This window comes from Novosphingobium sp. PP1Y (assembly GCF_000253255.1).
Lineage (GTDB): Bacteria > Pseudomonadota > Alphaproteobacteria > Sphingomonadales > Sphingomonadaceae > Novosphingobium.
On record NC_015580.1, the window covers coordinates 2,706,249 to 2,723,960 of the forward strand.

Consider the following 17,712-nt stretch of genomic DNA (forward strand, 5'->3'; position numbering starts at 1 on the left):
CTCAGGCCGTCTGGGTGGACTGGACGATGTGTTCGAAGACCGCGATGTGGAGCGGTGCTTCGAACTCGCAACCGATGACCGCATCGCGCTCCCAGCAGATGCGCGCGGTCAGTAGCTGCATTCCGGGAATGCGGATGCGCAAGGGCAGCTCCGGCCGGGCCTCGGGAAACCATGCAATGCGAAAGCCGCCCGGAGAAAGGTCTTCGAGCCGGGCCATTTTCCAGGGCCGCGTGCCTTGCCGCACCTCGCACAGGATCGTGACGCTCACCCGCTCGGAACGCTGAGCGTGCGGCCGTTTCGAGCCGGTGATCCTTTCGTGGTGCAATCTGGCCTCCTGTCCTGGCGGAAACCATTGCGTCTCAGGAGGTTACTATCAGGTTAGCATGGTTACCGGGCAGCGCTGGGATCGTGCTTAAAATGCTGTAAGGCAATCAGCTCGCGACTTGCGGTTCGACCTGAGCACTCCGCCACAAGTATTCGAAATCAGGTGAGCACCTTGGCCTTGACCGCTTCCCGGATCGCATCCGGCACGCCTGCATCCTCGATCGTCGCCGGGGTATCGAAGCTCTCCCCGTTTACGATCTTGCGCAGGACATTGCGAAGGATCTTGCCGGACCGGGTCTTGGGCAATTGCGGCACCAGATATGCGGTCTTGAGTGCAGCCACCGCGCCCAGTTCGGATCGCACCGTGGCGATGACCCGCGCAGGGATGGTTTCGTCGTTCTCGGCGCCCGCTCGGGCCACGACGAAAGCGATCGGGATCATCCCCTTGAGCGCATCGTCCGCACCGATCACCGCGCATTCGGCCACCCCTTCGACTGTCGCAACGATCTGCTCCATCTGACCGGTGGAGAGCCGGTGTCCGGCCACGTTGATGATGTCGTCCGTGCGGCCCATGATGTGGAGGAACCCCTCATCATCGAAGTGCCCTGCATCGCCGGTTTCGTAATAGCCGGGGAACGTGGCGAAGTTCTTCTCGTAGCCTGGCCTGTTGTTCCAAAGCGTCCGGAACGCGCAAGGGGCGAGCGGCTCGCGCATGGCAACGGCGCCGCTCTGGCCGTCCGGAACCGGGCTCCCCTCTTCGTCGAGAATGGCGAAGGCGTAGCCGGGCACCGGAAAGCCGGCGCTGCCGCGTTTGCGCCGCGTATCGCCGAGGCCGAAGCAACTGGCGATGGCGGGCGCGCCCAGCTCGGTCTGCCACCAGTGGTCGATGACGGGCAGTCCGGTATGCGTTTCGGCCCAGCCGATGGTCTCGGGATCGGCGCGTTCACCGGCGAGGAAGATGGCTTCAAGCGCTCCGGTGCCGATGTCCTTGAGGAATGCCGCAGCTGGATCTTCCTTGCGGATCGCCCGGATGGCGGTGGGTGCAGTGAAGAACGTCTTGACGTCATGACCCACGATCGTGCGCCAGAACGTGCCCGGATCGGGAGTGCCGACCGGCTTGCCCTCGAACAGAACGGTGGTCGCGCCTACCAGCAGCGGACCATAGACGATGTAGCTGTGGCCAACGACCCAGCCCACATCGGACGCGGCCCAGAAGACGTCTCCCGGCCCGATCGCGTAGATCGCCTCCATCGTCCAGACGAGATTGACAGCATGACCGCCATTCTCGCGCACGACGCCCTTGGGGGTGCCGGTCGTGCCGGAGGTATAGAGGATGTAGAGCGGATCGTCTGATGCCACCGGAACGCAATCGGGGATCGCTGCGTCTGCCGTCGCGGCGCGCAGCTCCGCCCAGTCGAAGTCCCGGTTACGGCGCAGCTCGGTAGTCAGAAGATCGCGCTGCAGGACGATCACGCACTCGACCTGGTGGGCGGCGCTGGCGAGTGCCTCGTCGACCAGGGGTTTGTAGGCGATGATCCGCTTGCCCTCGATCCCGCACGAGGCGGTCAACACGACTTTGGGCGTGGCATCGTCGATGCGCTTGGTCAGTTCGTGCGCCGCAAAGCCGCCGAACACGACCGAATGGATCGCCCCGAGGCGAGCACAGGCGAGCATTGCGAAGGCCGTTTCGGGCACCATCGGCATATAGATGACGACGCGATCACCCTTGGCGACGCCGCGGCTTGCAAGCATGGCAGCGACGCGCCCGACTTCTTGAAGAAGCTCGCCGTACGTCCAACTGCGGACCGCGCCGGTGACCGGGCTGTCGTAGATCAGGGCCGTGGCATCGCCGCGGCCTGCCGCCACGTGGCGATCGACGGCATTGTAACAGGTATTGAGCGAGCCCCCGGGAAACCAGCCCTGTTCGGGATCGTACGCGCGTGTCGGCTGCCTGTCCCAGTCGATCTTTTCTGCTGCCTTTGACCAGAAGGTCTCGGGATCGTCGATGCTGGCTTGCCAGGTTTGCCGGTAGGCTTCGCTCATTGGCCTCTCACTTGTTTTTCCATAAGTTATCTGAAAGTCTTGGACAGGATTATCAGGTTTGGATCGCCTTCGAACGGTTCGGGATCAAAGCCCTTTTCGCGTTCGAGTTCGATGGCGGCATGATTGGCCCTGTCCTCGATGGAAATGGCACGGCGGCAACCCCTTGCTGCGGCCTGATCGGCAAGGAAATCGAGCATGGCCCAGCCGATACCCTTTCCGCGATGGCTGGCGCAGACCGAAATAGCGATTTCTGCCGTATCGAGGGGCCCGTCACAGGCCATGAGGCCCGAGGCGACGATCTGTCCGCTCGCCAGATTGCAGGCGATCCAGGATTCGGTCCGGAAGTGATCCGGGTGCACCAGCGGTTCAAGCTGTCCGCGACCGATCTGGCGGGCACCCGACATGAAGCGGAAACGGCGGTCCTCGTCGGTGACGCGTTCGAAGAAGGCTTCAAGATCGGCTTCATCGGCTTCGGTTACGGGGCGCACTTCCAGTTCGATACCGGAACGGGTTTCAAGCTTTACGCAATCGTGGAGAGACATTGAGACAGACTCCGTCTGGAGGTGGGGGGCGGCAATCTCATATGTCGTCGTCGACGCCCGCACCTTGATCGAGAGCAATCTCGGCAAGGCGCGGGCGCTACTTTCATCGGATCAGTCGATATTCCGGCGGAACGTCTCCGGCAGGAAGAACAGTCCGATCAGCAGAGTCGCAACGGCGACCACCACAGGATACCACAAGCCGTAGTAGATATCGCCGGTCGCGGCGACCATCGCGAAGGCCGTGGTCGGCAGGAAGCCGCCGAACCAGCCGTTGCCCAGGTGATAGGGCAGCGACATCGAGGTGTATCGGATTCGGCTCGGGAACAGTTCCACCAGCATGGCGGCGATCGGGCCGTAGACCATGGTCACCAGCAGGACGAGGTAGAACAGGATCGCGACGACCGTGACCTTGTCCATCTGCTCCGGATCCGCTGCCGCAGGGTAGCCCGCGCCGGCAAGACCGGCCTTGAGCTGGTCCTGATATGCGGCGATCGCGGCGGCGCGGTCTTCACCCTGCATATCGGCCGGGTTGGGCGCGACCATGACGGTATCGCCGATCGCGACCGAAGCCACGGTGCCCGCAGGGGCGGCCTTGTTGGTGTAGTTGATGCCGCTCTTGGCAAGGAAGGCCTTGGCGATGTCGCAGCTCGAGGAGTCGAACTTGTTCTTGCCGACCGGGTCGAACTGGAAGGAACATTCCGCGTCGTGGGCGGTGACGACTACCGGAGCATTGCGGCTTGCAGCGGCAAGAGCGGGGTTGGCGGCATCCGAAAGCGCGTGAAAGGCCGGGAAGTAGGTCACCGCAGCCAGCGCACAGCCGCCCAGGATGATGTACTTGCGGCCGATCCGGTCGGAGAGCCAGCCGAAGAACACGAAGAACGGCGTACCCAGCGCAAGGGCGATGGCGATCAGGTAGTTGGTTGTGGCGCCGTCCACCTTGAGGATCTTTTCAAGGTAGAACATCGCGTAGAATTGCCCGGTGTACCAGACGACTGCCTGGCCGGCGACGGCGCCGAACAGGGCGATGAGCACGAACTTGAGATTGCCCCACTGGCCGAAGGCTTCCGTGATCGGGGCCTTGGATGTGGTGCCTTCATCCTTCATCTTCTGGTAGACGGGGCTCTCGCTGAGCTGCAGTCGAATGTACATCGAGACGACCAGCAGGATCGCCGAAAGCAGGAACGGCACGCGCCAGCCCCAGCCCGCGAAAGTATCCTCGCCCATGCCGGTGCGCACGCCCAGCACGACGAGCAGGGCCGCGAAAAGGCCGAAGGTCGCGGTGATCTGGATGAAGCTGGTGTAGAGGCCGCGCTTGTTGTCGGGTGCGTGCTCGGCCACGTAAGTCGCCGCGCCGCCGTACTCACCGCCCAGCGCCAGGCCCTGGATGATGCGCAAGGTGACGAGGATGATAGGCGAGGCGATGCCGATGGTATCGTAACCCGGCAGCAGGCCGACCGCGAAAGTGGATAGGCCCATCAGGCCCATCGTCACGAGGAACGTGTACTTGCGGCCGACAAGGTCGCCGACCCGACCGAACACGAGCGCACCGAAGGGGCGGACTGCAAAACCGGCGGCAAAGGCGCCCAGCGCCAGAATGAACCCGGTCGTTTCGTTGACGCCTGAAAAAAAGACCTTGGAAATGAAGCTGGCAAGCAGCCCGTAGAGATAGAAGTCATACCACTCGAACACGGTGCCGAGCGACGATGCCGTGATGACGAGCTTTTCGCGGCCCGTCGCCCTGTGATGCTTCGGCAAGGCGTCATAAGTCGTAGCCATTGCTCACTCTCCCAAATGGGCCCAACCGTTTTTGTCCGGCGGGCAAGGTATATCCTCAGAAGCTGTACTTTGCTGCGAATTCGACGCGGTCGAGGGCGCCGTCATTGCCGTTGACCAGCTTGCGCTCGCCGTGGCGGTACTCGAGGCCAAGGTCGATGTTCTTGACCGGCGAATAGAAGAGGTTGGCTGCCCCGCTCCACGCCCGCTTGTTGAAGCTGGCGATGCTGGCGAGCGGGAGGCTGCCTGCATAATCGACGTCCTGATAGCTGCCCATCAGGTTGATGCGGACCTTGGGGGCAATCGCGATGCGCGCGGCAACCATGGCGGCCAGGACGTTGACGTTCGCAAGGTCGTTCGTCGCCGGATCGTAAACGGCGTCGGGAGCGAAATTCAGGCCGATGTAGCGGCTGGCGTTGTGCCCATAGGTGACCAGCGCGCGCAGGTCGCTAGACTTGCTCTGACCGAGCCAGAGCTTTCCGCCGGCGCTGATGCCCCAACCCATCGCATCTGCCGCAGTCCCCGCGCTGGCGACGCGGACCTGCCGCACGAGGCCTGCAATCGAGACTTCCCCGCGCTTGCCGGTCCATGCGAGACGGGCGGCGAAATCGGGGATCCTGTCGTCGCCGTTCTCCGTAAGGGCAGGCGAGCCCAGCGTGGCCGTGCCCGATTCCGGCTCCTCGATGGAGGCATGCAGGGTCAGCCCCTTGCCGACCGGTGCACTGTAGCGCACGAGCGGCTGGCGCACGAAGACCGTACCTTCGGTCGTGCCGACGAAGTCGGTGCTTTCGGGCAAGGCGCCGGTGTACTGGAACGTCGACCAGTCCTGACCGATGGTGATCCCGCCGACCTGCATCCAGGCCCGGCGCAGGGCGAGGTTGTAGCCATTGGTTGTGCGCTGCGACCCTTGGGTACCCGGCGCGGTCTGGAAATCGACCTCGACAAGGCCCTTCACGCTGTTACCACCCACGTCGGTTGAAAGGTTCAGCCAGAAGCGCGACTGCTTGGCAGTGAAGTCCTCGACCCTCTGCGAGGGCCCGCTTCCGGTGGGAATCGCCTGGGGCAGGTAGAAGTCGCGGCCCAGCGAATTCGTGGCCACTTCGCCTTCGCTGAAGCGGCTCGTCGAGGCGATCATCTTGATGTAGCCGCCGAGCTTGATCGTCGTGTCGCCCGACTTGAAACCATCGGCCTGTGGCTTGCTCTCAAGGGCTGCAACCTTGGCGGCGGCTTCCTCGCTTCTGGCAATGGCTGCGGCAATCGCCTGCTGCGCTGTCGCCTCGCTCTCGGCCTGCTGCTGATGGGCCTGCGCGAGGTCGGCGCGCAATTGCGCCATTTCCGCCTCCAGCCGTTCAAGCCGGTCTTCGAGCAACGCCTCGCGGTCGGTTGCGGCAGGTATTGCGGCAGTCGATGCGGCATGGGCTGCCGCATGGGCAGCGCCAGGCGTCACCAGAAAGCTGCCTGCAAGCAATATGCTAACTAGCAATCGCGATTTGGAAGTCCCACTTTCGGCGTGGTTCATGATCCTCTCCTTCCCGAGCCCGGCCTCTCCGCTTTTCAGGAGATGTTCCGGAACCTTCACAGGATCGGGCAGGGAGGGTGCTTGAACCATCCTGACCATGGTCTAACGGTTACGACCAAGGTCTAATGTCCCCGCGCAGGGGTCTATGTGCTACAGGTTCGTGGAAAGCCGGGTTTGCCGGACAAACTCCACGGAGAGGAGAATGAAAGACATGGCAGAGACCGTCTATCCCGTCCCCACCGAATGGGCTGGAAATGCCCTGATCGACGACTCCCGCTATCAGGAAATGTACCGTCGCTCGGTTGAGGACCCGGAAGGTTTCTGGCGCCAGGAAGCGCAGCGGATCGACTGGATCAAGCCGTTCAACGTGGTCAAGCAGACCAGCTTCCACGAGACCGACTTCGGTATTTCGTGGTTCACCGACGGCACTCTCAACCTCTCGGCAAACTGCCTCGACCGTCACCTCGCCGATCGCGGCGATGCCATCGCGATCCTGTGGGAGCCGGACGATCCGAACAAGCCGGAACGCCGCATCACTTATCGCGAATTGCATGAACAGGTCTGCCGGTTCGCCAACCTGCTGAAGTCGCGCGGGGTCAAGCGCGGCGAGCGCGTCACCATCTACCTGCCGATGGTTCCCGAAGCGGCAGTCGCCATGCTCGCCTGCGCGCGCATCGGCGCGATCCACTCGATTGTCTTTGCCGGCTTCTCACCCGATGCACTGGCAGGCCGCATAACCGACTGCGACAGCCGCATCGTCCTGACCTCGGACGAGGGCCTGCGCGGGGGCAAGAAGGTCCCGCTCAAGGCTAATGTCGATGCCGCGTTGGCCCATTGCACCAGCGTCGACACCGTGATCGTCCTCAGGCATACCGGCGCGGACGTGCCGATGACCGAAGGCCGGGACATCGTCTGGGCCACCGGCGTCTCAGCTCAGTCGGGCGATTGCCCGCCCGAGGAAATGAACGCGGAGGATCCGCTGTTCATCCTCTACACCTCCGGATCGACGGGCAAGCCGAAGGGCGTGCTGCACACCACCGGCGGATACTCCGTCTGGGCTTCGATGACGCATGAGTACGTCTTCGACTACCGCCCCGGCCAGATCTACTGGTGCGCAGCGGACATCGGCTGGGTCACCGGCCACTCCTATGTCGTTTACGGACCGCTGATGAACGGCGCGACCACGGTCATGTTCGAAGGCGTACCGAACTATCCCGACGCTTCGCGCTTCTGGCAGGTGGTCGACAAGTTCGATGTCGAGATCTTCTATGGTGCCCCAACGGCCCTGCGTGCGTTGATGCGTGAAGGCGACGAGTGGGTGAAGAAGACCAGCCGCAAGTCGCTGCGCCTGCTGGGGTCGGTCGGTGAGCCGATCAATCCCGAAGCCTGGGAATGGTATCACCGCGTCGTCGGCGAAGACCGTTGCCCTATCGTCGATACCTGGTGGCAGACCGAGACCGGCGGCGTCATGATCAGTCCGCTGCCCGGCGCCACCGCGCTCAAGCCCGGCTCGGCCACGCGTCCGATGTTCGGCGTGAAGCCGATGCTGGTCGATAACGAAGGAAACGAGATCACTGGCGCAGGCGACGGCTGCCTCGTCATCACCGATTCCTGGCCCGGACAGATGCGCACCGTCTGGGGCGATCACGAGCGTTTCTTCCAGACCTATTTCTCGACCTTCAAGGGTTACTACTTCACTGGCGACGGCTGCCGCCGTGACGAGGACGGGTATTACTGGATCACCGGCCGCATCGATGACGTCATCAACGTCTCGGGCCATCGCATGGGCACCGCCGAGATCGAGTCCGCGCTCGTCGCTCACGCCAAGGTCGCCGAAGCGGCGGTTGTCGGCATGCCGCACGAGATCAAGGGGCAGGGCATCTACGCCTTCGTCACCTGCAACTCCGAAGTCGAGCCGGACGAGGCACTGCGCAAGGAACTCGTGCAGTGGGTACGTCAGGAAATCGGACCGATCGCCACGCCGGACGTGATCCAGTTCGCGCCGGGCCTGCCCAAGACCCGCTCGGGCAAGATCATGCGCCGGATCCTGCGCAAGATCGGCGAGAACGATTTCTCCAACCTCGGCGATACTTCGACGCTGGCCGATCCATCGGTAGTCGACAATCTGATCGCCAACCGGCCGCAACCGGCAACGGCCTGACGCATCCGGAAGCATCGAGGGGTGGGCCGCAGCGTTCTCATTGCCGACGACCACCCGCTCTTCCGCCAGGCGTTGACCCTGGCGGTGGGGCAGGTGGCTCCCGATGCCCGGATCGTCGAGGCGGGAACGTTGCCGGCAGCATCGCGCCTGGCCTGTGAACTCGATGACCTTGCGCTGGTGCTGCTCGATCTCAAGATGCCCGGAGCGGTTGGCTTCTCGGGCATTGCCCTGATCCACGCCGAAAAGCCCGAGGTCCCGATCCTCGTCGTGTCGAGCGCCGAAGGGGAGTCCGCGGCCGAGGAAGCCCGCGCCTTCGGGGCCATCGGCTTCCTGCGCAAGGACAGCGATCTCGTGAAAATCGAAGAGGCCGTTGCCAAGGCGCTGGGAGGTCATGCGCCCGCAGGCAGCAGCACGCCGCAGGGCGACGCCGAACTCGAACCTATCCGCAATGAAGTGGCGGGCCTCACCCCCATGCAGCTCAAGGTGCTGCTGGCGGTTCTCGATGGACAGCTCAACAAGCAGATCGCCTATGGTCTCGGCATCACGGAAGCGACCGTAAAGGCGCACATGACCGCGATCATGAAGAAGCTCGACGTTCGCAATCGCACGCAGGCCGCCTTAGTGGCGCGCTCGCTCGGATTGCATCTGCAACACTGATCCCACCGACATGATCGCCGCACGGGCGAGGAAGGCCTCGATCACTTCGGGCGCAACGGGCTTTGCATGGACCGGCACGCCGGATGCTTCTGCCTTGGCCCGGATCGAACTGCCCGCTTCGGCCGTGAAGATCGCGGCAGGCAGGCCCTTGCGCAAGGTGCGCAGTTGCATGATCAGGCTCAGGCCGTCCTCGCCGTTGTCCAGCCGATAGTCGGCCAGAACCGCGTCGACCTCGTCGACATGGGCCAATGCCCCGGCGATGTCCCGCACTCCGATTGCGCGGTGCCCAAGGCTCTCGACCAGTTCCACGGATGCCTCGACAATGCGGCTGTCGTTGTCGACGACAAGAACCGTCAGTCCATGACCGGGCGCGGTTGCAGGGGCGGCATCCTTCGGTTCCTGGAGCGGGGGATCGCCAGCCTCGCGTGCTGTGAGCAGAAGGCTGAAGCGGCTGCCATGCCCGGGCCGGGCATCCACTTCGATGCTCCCCCCCAGGACCCTGACGATGCGTTCGACGAGCGCGAGCCCCAATCCCAACCCTTCGACATCCGTCGTGCCCAGGCGGGTGAACTCACGGAAGATCACGTCCGACTGCTCCGGCTCGAAGCCCACGCCGCTGTCAATCACATCGATGCGCAGCATGTCGCCCCGCCTGCGCACCCCGACGAGCACGCCGCCGCGCTGGGTGTAGCGCAGGGCGTTGGACAGGAAGTTCTGCATCACCGAGCGCAGCAGGCCCGAATCGGTCTCGACATGCCCGAATAGGGGCCCCGTCCTGAGCGTGAGGCCCTTGGCTTCGGCCGAAGGCTGAAAACTCGCAACCAGATCATCGAGGAACGGGCCAAGGGCGACCGGCTCGGTCTCGGGCGTGACCCCACCGGCATCGAGGCGGGAGATGTCGAGCAGCGCGCGCAGCAGCTCTTCGGCAGCGACGATCGCGCCATCGACACGACCGACTAGCGGCTTTTCCTTGTCGGGCACCGACCTGCCAAGCGCGGCTGTAAACAGGCGGGCAGCATGGAGCGGTTGCAGCAGGTCGTGACTGGCGGCGGCGAGAAACCGTGTCTTGTCTCGGGTGGCCCGGGCAAGCAGGCGATTCGCCTCGCTCAATTCGCGCGTGCGCGCTTCGACCCGCTCTTCGAGCTGTTCGAGGGTCTGCTCCAGTTCGTCGCGGATGCGAGCTTCCTCGGTGACGTCGGTGAAGGACATGACGTATCCCCCGCCCGGCATCGGGCCGCCCACCGTCTTGATGACCCTGCCATCGCTGCCCCGCCGCTCGAAGCTGTGCGCCCGGCCTTGTCGAAGCGGCTCTAGCCGGCGTTCGACCAAGGTGTCGATATCGCCCTCGCCGAAATGGCCGCGCATGGCATTGTGCCGGATCAGTTCCTCGATCGGTGCGCCGACGCAGACCATGCCCGCAGGATAGTCGAAGATCTCCTCGTAACCTGAATTCCACGCAATCAGGTTGAGTTCGCCGTCGACCACGCTGATACCGGCGTCGACGTTCTCGAAAGTGGCAGCCAGCAATTGGCGCGAGAAACGCAAGGATTGCCCGCCTTCATCGAGCAGGCGGGTGACGTCGGACAGATCCATGCGTCCGCTGGCCAGCGCCGATGCAACCAGTGCCCGCGCCGAAGACGCGCCGACCACGCGGGCAATCAGGTCCTGGGCCTTGCGGGCATTCCTTGGCGTCACCTGATCTTGCGGATCGGAGCCGGAGAACTCCCGCTCCGCCCGCTCTTCGCCCACGAAACTGGCCACGAACCGGGCCAGTTCGCCAACGTTGGAGACACGGCCCGGCGTGGCGAAAATGCGGGGCAGACCTGGCGCCGGGATCTTGCGCGCGGCGACGAGGGCATAGACGGCGACGTCGACGCCAAGGCTCCAGACTACCCCGTGGACGAAAGCACTCGCCCGGCCAATTCCGAAAAGCCGGTGCGGGTCGATGACGGTCCCGGAAAGGGCGTCGAGCCAAGGCTGCGGCATGATCGGGGGCAGGGCCAGTGTGTAGGCCCACAGCACCAGGCCGATCCCGAGGCTTGCCCGCGCGGCGACAGGATCGCGCCCCTTGCCCAGCGTACCGAGGATCAGATGCGGCGAGAACAGCGCCATGGCGGCAAAGGCCGTCAGGCCCATCGACGCCAGCGACTGGCCGCGCGAAATCAGCAGCGCGAATGCCAGTGCGAGGAGCATGACCCCTGCAACGGAGATGCGGCGCATCCCCAGCATTCGCGCGCCGATGGCCCCGGCCGGACGGTCCTTGCCCGAACCGATCACGGCGCCCGCGAACAGGTCGTTCGAGATCATCGTTGCCAGCGCAGTCGTATCGACGATCGCCATCGAACTGGCAGCGCCGATCCCGCCCAGCAGCGCCGCGGCGAGAATCAGTTCCGATCCCGCCGAAGCAGGCAATTGCAGGACGTAGAGGTCGGCGTCGATATCCTGCCGGAGCAGTGCTATCCCCGCCAGCGCAATCGGCACGATCAGGACGGCCATGCCCAATAGGTATGCGGCGAGACCGAAGCGTGCCCGCACGAGATCGCGCTCATCGCGCGCCTCCACCAGCCCCATGTAGAACTGGCGTGGCAGGGCGATGATCGCGAACGTGGAAACCAGCGCGATCAGAGCGATCTCGAAGGTGAGGTGGGTGGGAGAAAAGCGCTCTCCCAGCGTTTCTACAGCTCGGGTGAACGATGCAGCCTCGGCGCCGGAGAGGAGCACCAGTGCAAGCGCGGCCACGGCGAACAGGGCAACGATCTTGATGATCGAATCCAGTCCGATCGCGTAGAGCAGGCCTTCGCTGCGGCCTGCCAGCTCGAACCGGCGGGTGCCGAAGAGCAGCGCGAACAAGGTGAGCAGACACGAGGCCACGATCATCGATGGCACCATGATTTCGCGTCCGGAAACGATGGTCAGGGCATTGCCGATCGATCGCAATTGCAACGCCAGGTAGGGAATACTTCCCAGCAAGGCGATGAGCGTGACCATCCGCGCCACACCGGTATCGTGACCGAAGCGGGCGGCGATGAAGTCCGATACCGTCGCAGCGCGCTCCTCCCTGACCGCCGCCGAAAGGCGCGAGAGGAAGCCGGGGGCAAGCAGCAGCAGGAGCGCAGGGCCGAGGTAGATCGGCACATAGGCCCACCCGCTGCGAACCGCGCTGCCGACCGCGCCATAGAAAGTCCAGCTCGAACAATAGACGCCCAGTGCCAGCGTATAGGCGTGGTGGCGCAAGGCGGGACGGCGTGAAAACAGGTCGCCGCGCGCCTCGACCAGGGCGGCCACGGCAAACAGGACGAGGATGAGAGCAAGGGCGGCAAAGGCCGATGAAGCCAGGCTCATGCGCGCAGGCCCTGCGCCCCTGAGGCTTCAGCGAGTGCAGCTTCAGCAATTGCCACGCGACCCACCGGACCTCCGGACCCAACTCCCTGCAGAAGTCCTAGCCGGTCGATCCACCCTTGTCAGGTGCAACTTGCGCCATGCACGCCGTCAGCTGGGAGAAAGTGGCGGACAGGGTGTCTGTCAAACTTTTTAAATATCTAATTGTTTCTAATATGGAAATATTAGAAGCAATAGGGTTGCTACCACACTTTACCCCACATGACGTGCGCGTCACCGGCAAAATGAGCGATTCGACCAACGAGTTCGGAATTGGTAATCTGATACCTTAACTCCACAATTTGGGGATTGTGAATTGCGACGCCTATTTCCGCTTCTGCTAGCCCTCACCACCAGCCAACAAGCTAGCGCAAATGATTGGGAGAAATTCTACAGGCCACTCCCAATTGGCAACAGTACGATACCATCAACTGAAGCACCTGAGGTGATAGCCTCAAGCGGCAATCCCGACGCTGATATTGAAACCATGTGGCGACGCGGATTTGGGATAATCGGCTACACCGCGTTTGAGACAGGGAACTCCAACACAAAAGATGCAGTGCGACTCGCCAAGAAATTGCACGCTAGATATCTGATTGTAGGCACTAATTTAGAGTCAACTCGGACGACTACAATTCCTCTGACAATGCCCACAACGACAACTTCGTACAGTCGTGGAAATGTTCAGGCTTATGGCACCGGAGGGTCCGCACATGGATCTTATTCGGGAACCACCACAACCTATGGAAGTCAAACAACTTATCTTCCATATCAGGTTAATCGCTTTAGAAAGACCGCTCTATACTTTAGTTTCGTACCCAAGATTGGGGCAGGTATTCTCACCCGAGAACTAACGCCGGACGAAGTAGCAAAGTTTGAGACGCGACGTGCAGTTGCCGTTCAGGCCATTAGGGACGGCTCTCCTGCTTATCTTGCTGATATTTTGCCCGGTGACATAATTCTCACGGTCAACGGCAACCCGGCAGACCTCAGCAATTTGCAAAAAGCCGCAAGTGGTCCGCAGCCTATAAAAGTGCAAATTGCGAGGAACGGGGCGCTACGCGAAATTGACTTAGAAATCCCAACAGAATGGCAACCTCATTAGTCACTCTCGCGCAATATTATTAGACACGTGCTTATTAAGGCGGGTGAAAATTCACGTGCACGCGGAATGCGCCAACCGTTATTCGCCCGCTTCTTTTCGGCGGTTAGAAATTCGGACAATTCGCACACCTCGCGCGCGCGGAAACGTCCGAAAACTAGGTGTTGGCGTTTTCCAGCCGGTTCCGTGACTGTCCTGATGACGGTGATTGGCAGGGTTGGCCCGCGCCCGGGATTATGAACCGAAACTTAGGTTACGTCATACCCTCATGGGGTTTGCACCTGCCGTTCGCCGCCGACTTCGTTTTGCCTTCATCGGTGCGGGGGCCGGTACTCATGCCTCCGTGCAGTTTACAGCGTCCGCTCCGGTATATGTCCCGGCGCTTGCATGGCGTTCCGGCCCGCGTCCTCGCTCCGCACTCCATGCCTCGCAATTCGGCTGGCAGGGGCACGTCAGGAGGATGAGGATATCGAAATCCTCTTGCTGCCCATTGGCGGTGCCGTTCGTCGGTCACTTCGATCCAGCGCCGCCACAGCTTCCGGCGCGCAGTTCCACCTGATTTATCTTGATTGTTTTTCAATGCTACCCCCGACCATAGGGTTTGCTAACTGATGCTACTTCAGCCATCGGACCGCCCATTATTTCCATCCACTTTAATGCGCTCCGTCTCTCCGATGTTTTGCGTCCAACCGCACCGCTTGCCGATGATCGGACCGCCTGCGCCGTGCCGGTTCAATTCCAATGCCGCGCCAGTTTCGTTGTCCGCGCCCTTCATGAGATAAGCGAGGACGTTCCACACGTTCCCACCGTGACGTGCATCGTTGGACCTGGCACTTGCGAGGGTGCCGCCGATAACACGCACGACACTAACGCCTCTCCGGTATTTGCCGCCCGCGCCCTCGATCCAGCGCCGCGTCCGGTTTCGGAACGTGTAGCCATCGGGAGCATGCAGGAGGATATGGACATGCGCTCCCTTGCCTTCGCCATTCTCTCGGGACCATATCGCCGCCATATCGCCGCCCGCGCGCCGGATATGCTCGCCTGCCCGTTTCAGGATGTTGCGGACGAATGCCGCGCCCTCGCTGTCAGGGATGCCCGCATTGCCGTAGTGAATGGTCCAGTGCCGGGAGAACGTGCGGCCCGTCGCCTGCGCATAGGATGCCGCCGCAATCATTCCCTCGATCTGCCGTCGCGTCAGGTTCTCACTTACCCTGCCAGAGCGGATTCGTGCCCCGCCCCACGTCCTGCACTGGACCGTATCGCGGAAGGCAAGGTCGCAACTGTAGAGTAGATCTATATTAGCAAGAGGTGTGCCAGTTTTGGCAGAATGTGGTTTTTCTGCCGTTTTTGTATCTCCGGCTGCTTCCTCGATTAGGGCCGTTTTCGCCATTTTGCGCCAGTTTCAAGTTTGGGCGGCAACAGGATATCGCGGGCGAGTCGATACCCTGTTGCCAAATTGACTTAGGAGCCGCTTTCGGTCCCTTTAGGGACTGGCAAGCCGTGGTACGCCATCAATGCGCCTGTCAGCGGCCACAGGTCGCCCAAAGGGAACGTGCAGCCCTCTCGTGTCGGCTTCCACGTTCCGTTTGCGTAGTACCACTTTCGCCAATTCGCGAACCTGCGCCCTTGATGCGTTACTACCTCAAGCCGCCATCGGTCGCCCCGATAATCGTGCTCAAAGAGGATGGAATTGTCACTCATGCGCCACCTCCCGCAACGAGTGCTCCGGGTGTATGCAGGCGATATCGCGCGTGGCGAAAGTCACCTTCCAGTTCGGTGCTTATGTCCAGACCGTCGCAGCGCATGGCGTGGATGCTGGAACCCAGCCGCGTATGCCACGGCAGCGTGTCCCATTGCGTGATACCGTTGCTGGCGTTGGCGAGCATCGCGAACACGCGCGCCCGCTTGCCCGAATAGCGCCATATCCGGCCCGTGGAGGCGCGGTAGGCCACGCGGGGTAGGTTCGCCTTGCCACTCCCCCCTGAAGGCGCGTATGAAGTTCCCGCAATTGCTCCCACAGCGTTGCAGGCCCCTCCGGTCGTTGCCGCGACCGGGGGGCTATCAATTTCAGGGCGCGCGTTCATGCTGCATCCCCTTCCACAATTGGCAGGCCTTCGGCCCATGCCTCTGCATCGGTACGCGCGATGCGGCTGGCAGCGCCCAGCTTACGGATGCGCAAGCGGCCCGCCTGCACCTCGCGGTAAACCTGACTGTTACTAATCGAATAGCGGCGGCGGAAATCCGCCAGCGTCATGAGTTCAGGAAGGGTATCCATTGTGTCCGTCCAGTCCGTTGCCTGCCTACGCGGCTGGCTCGCGGCTCCCGGTGGATGCCGGGGCGGACACAAGGATTATGCAGGATTGATTGGCAATGCCAAGGAATAGCAGTCTAGGTCTTGTCACTTTTGTTTGGACGAGGGTTGGTAAATGCGCTTGTCTGCTCCCCAGAAGGCCAATCCAAAGTCCGGCCCGATTCTAAGTAATCCTCTGCCTCCTTGATGCCCGCAAATACCGAGGCACGACTTACCCCCCAATTTTCCGCAATTAGTGCAACCGCTGCCTCAGTCTTAACGCCATCTTGTTCATGCATGGCAAGAGTGTGAAGCCAACTCATAATCCTGCAATGGTGGTTGTCATGTTCAGTTGGCGATACAAACTTTCCGCGCTTCTTCTGTTTCAGAATTAGCACATGATGATCGTCTTGCCCGCGAAGCGCGCGCGAAACGGCTTGCAGCGTGAACGCCACATTACAATCAGACTGATCGGCAATTTCGTCTAGCATCTTGGCAATGGAATCTGCGCTGAACTCCATCGGTTCAGTGTCGATATCTTGGTGGATGCGCTGGACGCGCTCCAAGTTGACCCGATGCCTTCTGAGCAAACCATCTTCTAAAGCATGCCGTTCTTCTTCCGACAATTCGGCATAGGATTTGTGTCCAGTCATCGCGCCAACCGCACGACGTTGCCGTTGTTCGCCCCCTCACAGTAATTCGCCCATGCTGCCATGAGTTCACGGCGCTTTTCCAGCATGGAGCCGCGTTGATAGGCGGCAACAGTCTTGTCGCTGATAACGTGCGCCAGTGCCGCCTCGGCCAGTTCGGCGGGCCAGTGCGTTTGCTCGGCCACCCAATCACGGAAGGTTGAGCGGAAGCCGTGCGGGACGGCATCGACTTCCATATCGCGCAGCGCCTTTGTCAGTGTCATATCAGACAGGGGCTTGCCGCGCTTGTTGCCCGGAAAGACTAGATCGCTGTCACCGCGCTTGTGCGCCTTCATGCGTTCGAAGAACGCCACAGCCTGCGAGGGAAGCGGGACGACGTGCTCGCGGCCTGCCTTCATGCGCTCGGCTGGTACGGTCCACAGTCCCGCGTCTAGATCCAGTTCGGCCCACTCCATCATGCGGACTTCGCCTGAGCGCGCCGCCGTCAAGATTACCGCCTCTAACGCCAGCCGCCCCATGCTCTCGCTCTCGCGCAGCGTCATCATGAATGCAGGAAGATCGGCGTAGGGCAGTGCCGTGTGGTGCTTGACCTTTGCGCGCTGTTTCGGAAGTGCCTTGTCGATTACCGCCATGGCGAGCGGCCCGTCCCGGTAACCCTTGGCAACCGCCCAGTCGATGACGGTGACAATGCGTTGTCGCAGCCGCCGCGCTGTTTCCGGTTTCGTCAACCATATCGCGGCTAAGACATCGCGGACGGCAGGGGCATCCACCGTTCCCACAGATACGTCACCGAATGCCGGGAAGACATAGGCCTCCAGCGTGGCGAGCCATTGCTTGCGGTGCTTGTCGTTCTTCCACCCTCCCTTGTGCTCGGCATGGACGCTTGCCGCCGCTTCCCGAAACGTAGGAATGCCTGCCGCTTTTCTGCGCTCTGATATGGGATCAATTCCCGCCTCGATCTGCGAGCGGACGGTGCGCGCCCGTTCCCTTGCCAATGCGAGCGGAACCTTGGCGGCGCTGCCCAAGCCAAAGTCACGGCGTTTCTTGTCTTTTTGGACGCGGACAATCCACGACCTGGCCCCCGTTGGCCCAACCAAGAGGAATAATCCATCGCCATCGCTATACCGGCCCGGATTCGTTGCGGCCTTAACAGCGGTCGCCGTCAGCTTGCCCATGCGAATTGCTCCCACACAATTTCCCACACTGTATGCGGGCTAGCGAGGAATGGCAAGGTATGGTTGGGGATGAACTAGACCAAGTAAGTTCAGGATTT

The 17,712-nt window shown here is 62.0% G+C and carries 15 protein-coding genes; 3 read left to right on the forward strand and 12 right to left on the reverse strand.

Annotated elements, in window-relative coordinates; translation table 11 throughout:
• Position 1: 1 nt before the first annotated feature.
• The 5 genes from PP1Y_RS18820 to PP1Y_RS18840 all read right to left on the reverse strand — a co-directional run bounded on the left by PP1Y_RS18820 (position 2) and on the right by PP1Y_RS18840 (position 6,201).
• Positions 2 to 325, reverse strand: a complete 324-nt coding sequence (locus PP1Y_RS18820; RefSeq protein ID WP_232512451.1) for a PilZ domain-containing protein — start codon at positions 323 to 325, stop codon at positions 2 to 4.
• Between the two features lie 158 nt (positions 326 to 483).
• On the reverse strand, positions 484 to 2,367 hold the full coding sequence (locus tag PP1Y_RS18825; protein ID WP_013833638.1) for an AMP-binding protein: 1,884 nt from the start codon (positions 2,365 to 2,367) through the stop codon (positions 484 to 486).
• A gap of 26 nt (positions 2,368 to 2,393) precedes the next feature.
• Positions 2,394 to 2,909 (reverse strand): GNAT family N-acetyltransferase, encoded by a 516-nt coding sequence (locus PP1Y_RS18830; RefSeq protein ID WP_013833639.1) that lies wholly within the window; start codon positions 2,907 to 2,909, stop codon positions 2,394 to 2,396.
• A 111-nt stretch (positions 2,910 to 3,020) separates the two neighbouring features.
• Positions 3,021 to 4,685 (reverse strand): MFS transporter, encoded by a 1,665-nt coding sequence (locus PP1Y_RS18835; RefSeq protein ID WP_013833640.1) that lies wholly within the window; start codon positions 4,683 to 4,685, stop codon positions 3,021 to 3,023.
• Between the two features lie 55 nt (positions 4,686 to 4,740).
• Complete coding sequence (locus tag PP1Y_RS18840) at positions 4,741 to 6,201, reverse strand: DcaP family trimeric outer membrane transporter (RefSeq protein WP_065762436.1); 1,461 nt, start codon at positions 6,199 to 6,201, stop codon at positions 4,741 to 4,743.
• A gap of 211 nt (positions 6,202 to 6,412) precedes the next feature.
• Between PP1Y_RS18840 and acs the strand changes: the two genes are divergently transcribed.
• Both acs and PP1Y_RS18850 read left to right on the forward strand, forming a co-directional pair.
• Positions 6,413 to 8,362 carry an acetate--CoA ligase gene (acs, locus tag PP1Y_RS18845; protein ID WP_013833642.1) on the forward strand — a complete coding sequence of 650 codons (1,950 nt, stop codon included), beginning with the start codon at positions 6,413 to 6,415 and terminating at the stop codon, positions 8,360 to 8,362.
• Between the two features lie 21 nt (positions 8,363 to 8,383).
• On the forward strand, positions 8,384 to 9,019 hold the full coding sequence (locus PP1Y_RS18850) for a response regulator transcription factor (protein ID WP_013833643.1): 636 nt from the start codon (positions 8,384 to 8,386) through the stop codon (positions 9,017 to 9,019).
• Here PP1Y_RS18850 and PP1Y_RS18855 read toward each other — a convergent pair.
• A complete protein-coding gene (locus PP1Y_RS18855) occupies positions 8,981 to 12,361 on the reverse strand; it encodes a PAS domain-containing hybrid sensor histidine kinase/response regulator (RefSeq protein ID WP_013833644.1) in 3,381 nt (1,126 codons plus the stop codon). The genes PP1Y_RS18850 and PP1Y_RS18855 overlap by 39 nt on opposite strands.
• 682 nt (positions 12,362 to 13,043) lie before the next feature.
• On the opposite strand from PP1Y_RS18855, the gene PP1Y_RS26650 reads away from it, so the two are divergent.
• A complete protein-coding gene (locus PP1Y_RS26650; protein ID WP_013833646.1) occupies positions 13,044 to 13,502 on the forward strand; it encodes a PDZ domain-containing protein in 459 nt (152 codons plus the stop codon).
• Between the two features lie 250 nt (positions 13,503 to 13,752).
• On the opposite strand, the gene PP1Y_RS26655 is transcribed toward PP1Y_RS26650, so the two are convergent.
• The 6 genes from PP1Y_RS26655 to PP1Y_RS18875 all read right to left on the reverse strand — a co-directional run bounded on the left by PP1Y_RS26655 (position 13,753) and on the right by PP1Y_RS18875 (position 17,614).
• Positions 13,753 to 13,923 (reverse strand): HGGxSTG domain-containing protein, encoded by a 171-nt coding sequence (locus PP1Y_RS26655; RefSeq protein ID WP_369799503.1) that lies wholly within the window; start codon positions 13,921 to 13,923, stop codon positions 13,753 to 13,755.
• A 195-nt stretch (positions 13,924 to 14,118) separates the two neighbouring features.
• On the reverse strand, positions 14,119 to 14,889 hold the full coding sequence (locus tag PP1Y_RS18860; RefSeq protein WP_013833647.1) for a hypothetical protein: 771 nt from the start codon (positions 14,887 to 14,889) through the stop codon (positions 14,119 to 14,121).
• 307 nt (positions 14,890 to 15,196) lie between these two features.
• Positions 15,197 to 15,451, reverse strand: coding sequence for a hypothetical protein (locus tag PP1Y_RS18865; RefSeq protein ID WP_041558999.1), 255 nt, complete (start codon positions 15,449 to 15,451; stop codon positions 15,197 to 15,199).
• 128 nt (positions 15,452 to 15,579) lie between these two features.
• The gene (locus PP1Y_RS25850; RefSeq protein WP_148275015.1) at positions 15,580 to 15,774 is read right to left on the reverse strand and encodes a helix-turn-helix domain-containing protein; all 195 of its coding nucleotides are present in this window, start codon (positions 15,772 to 15,774) and stop codon (positions 15,580 to 15,582) included.
• Between the two features lie 113 nt (positions 15,775 to 15,887).
• Positions 15,888 to 16,442, reverse strand: coding sequence for a hypothetical protein (locus PP1Y_RS18870; RefSeq protein WP_013833649.1), 555 nt, complete (start codon positions 16,440 to 16,442; stop codon positions 15,888 to 15,890).
• Positions 16,439 to 17,614 carry an integrase arm-type DNA-binding domain-containing protein gene (locus tag PP1Y_RS18875; RefSeq protein WP_013833650.1) on the reverse strand — a complete coding sequence of 392 codons (1,176 nt, stop codon included), beginning with the start codon at positions 17,612 to 17,614 and terminating at the stop codon, positions 16,439 to 16,441. Before PP1Y_RS18875 ends, PP1Y_RS18870 begins: the two co-directional genes overlap by 4 nt.
• Positions 17,615 to 17,712 lie beyond the last annotated feature (98 nt).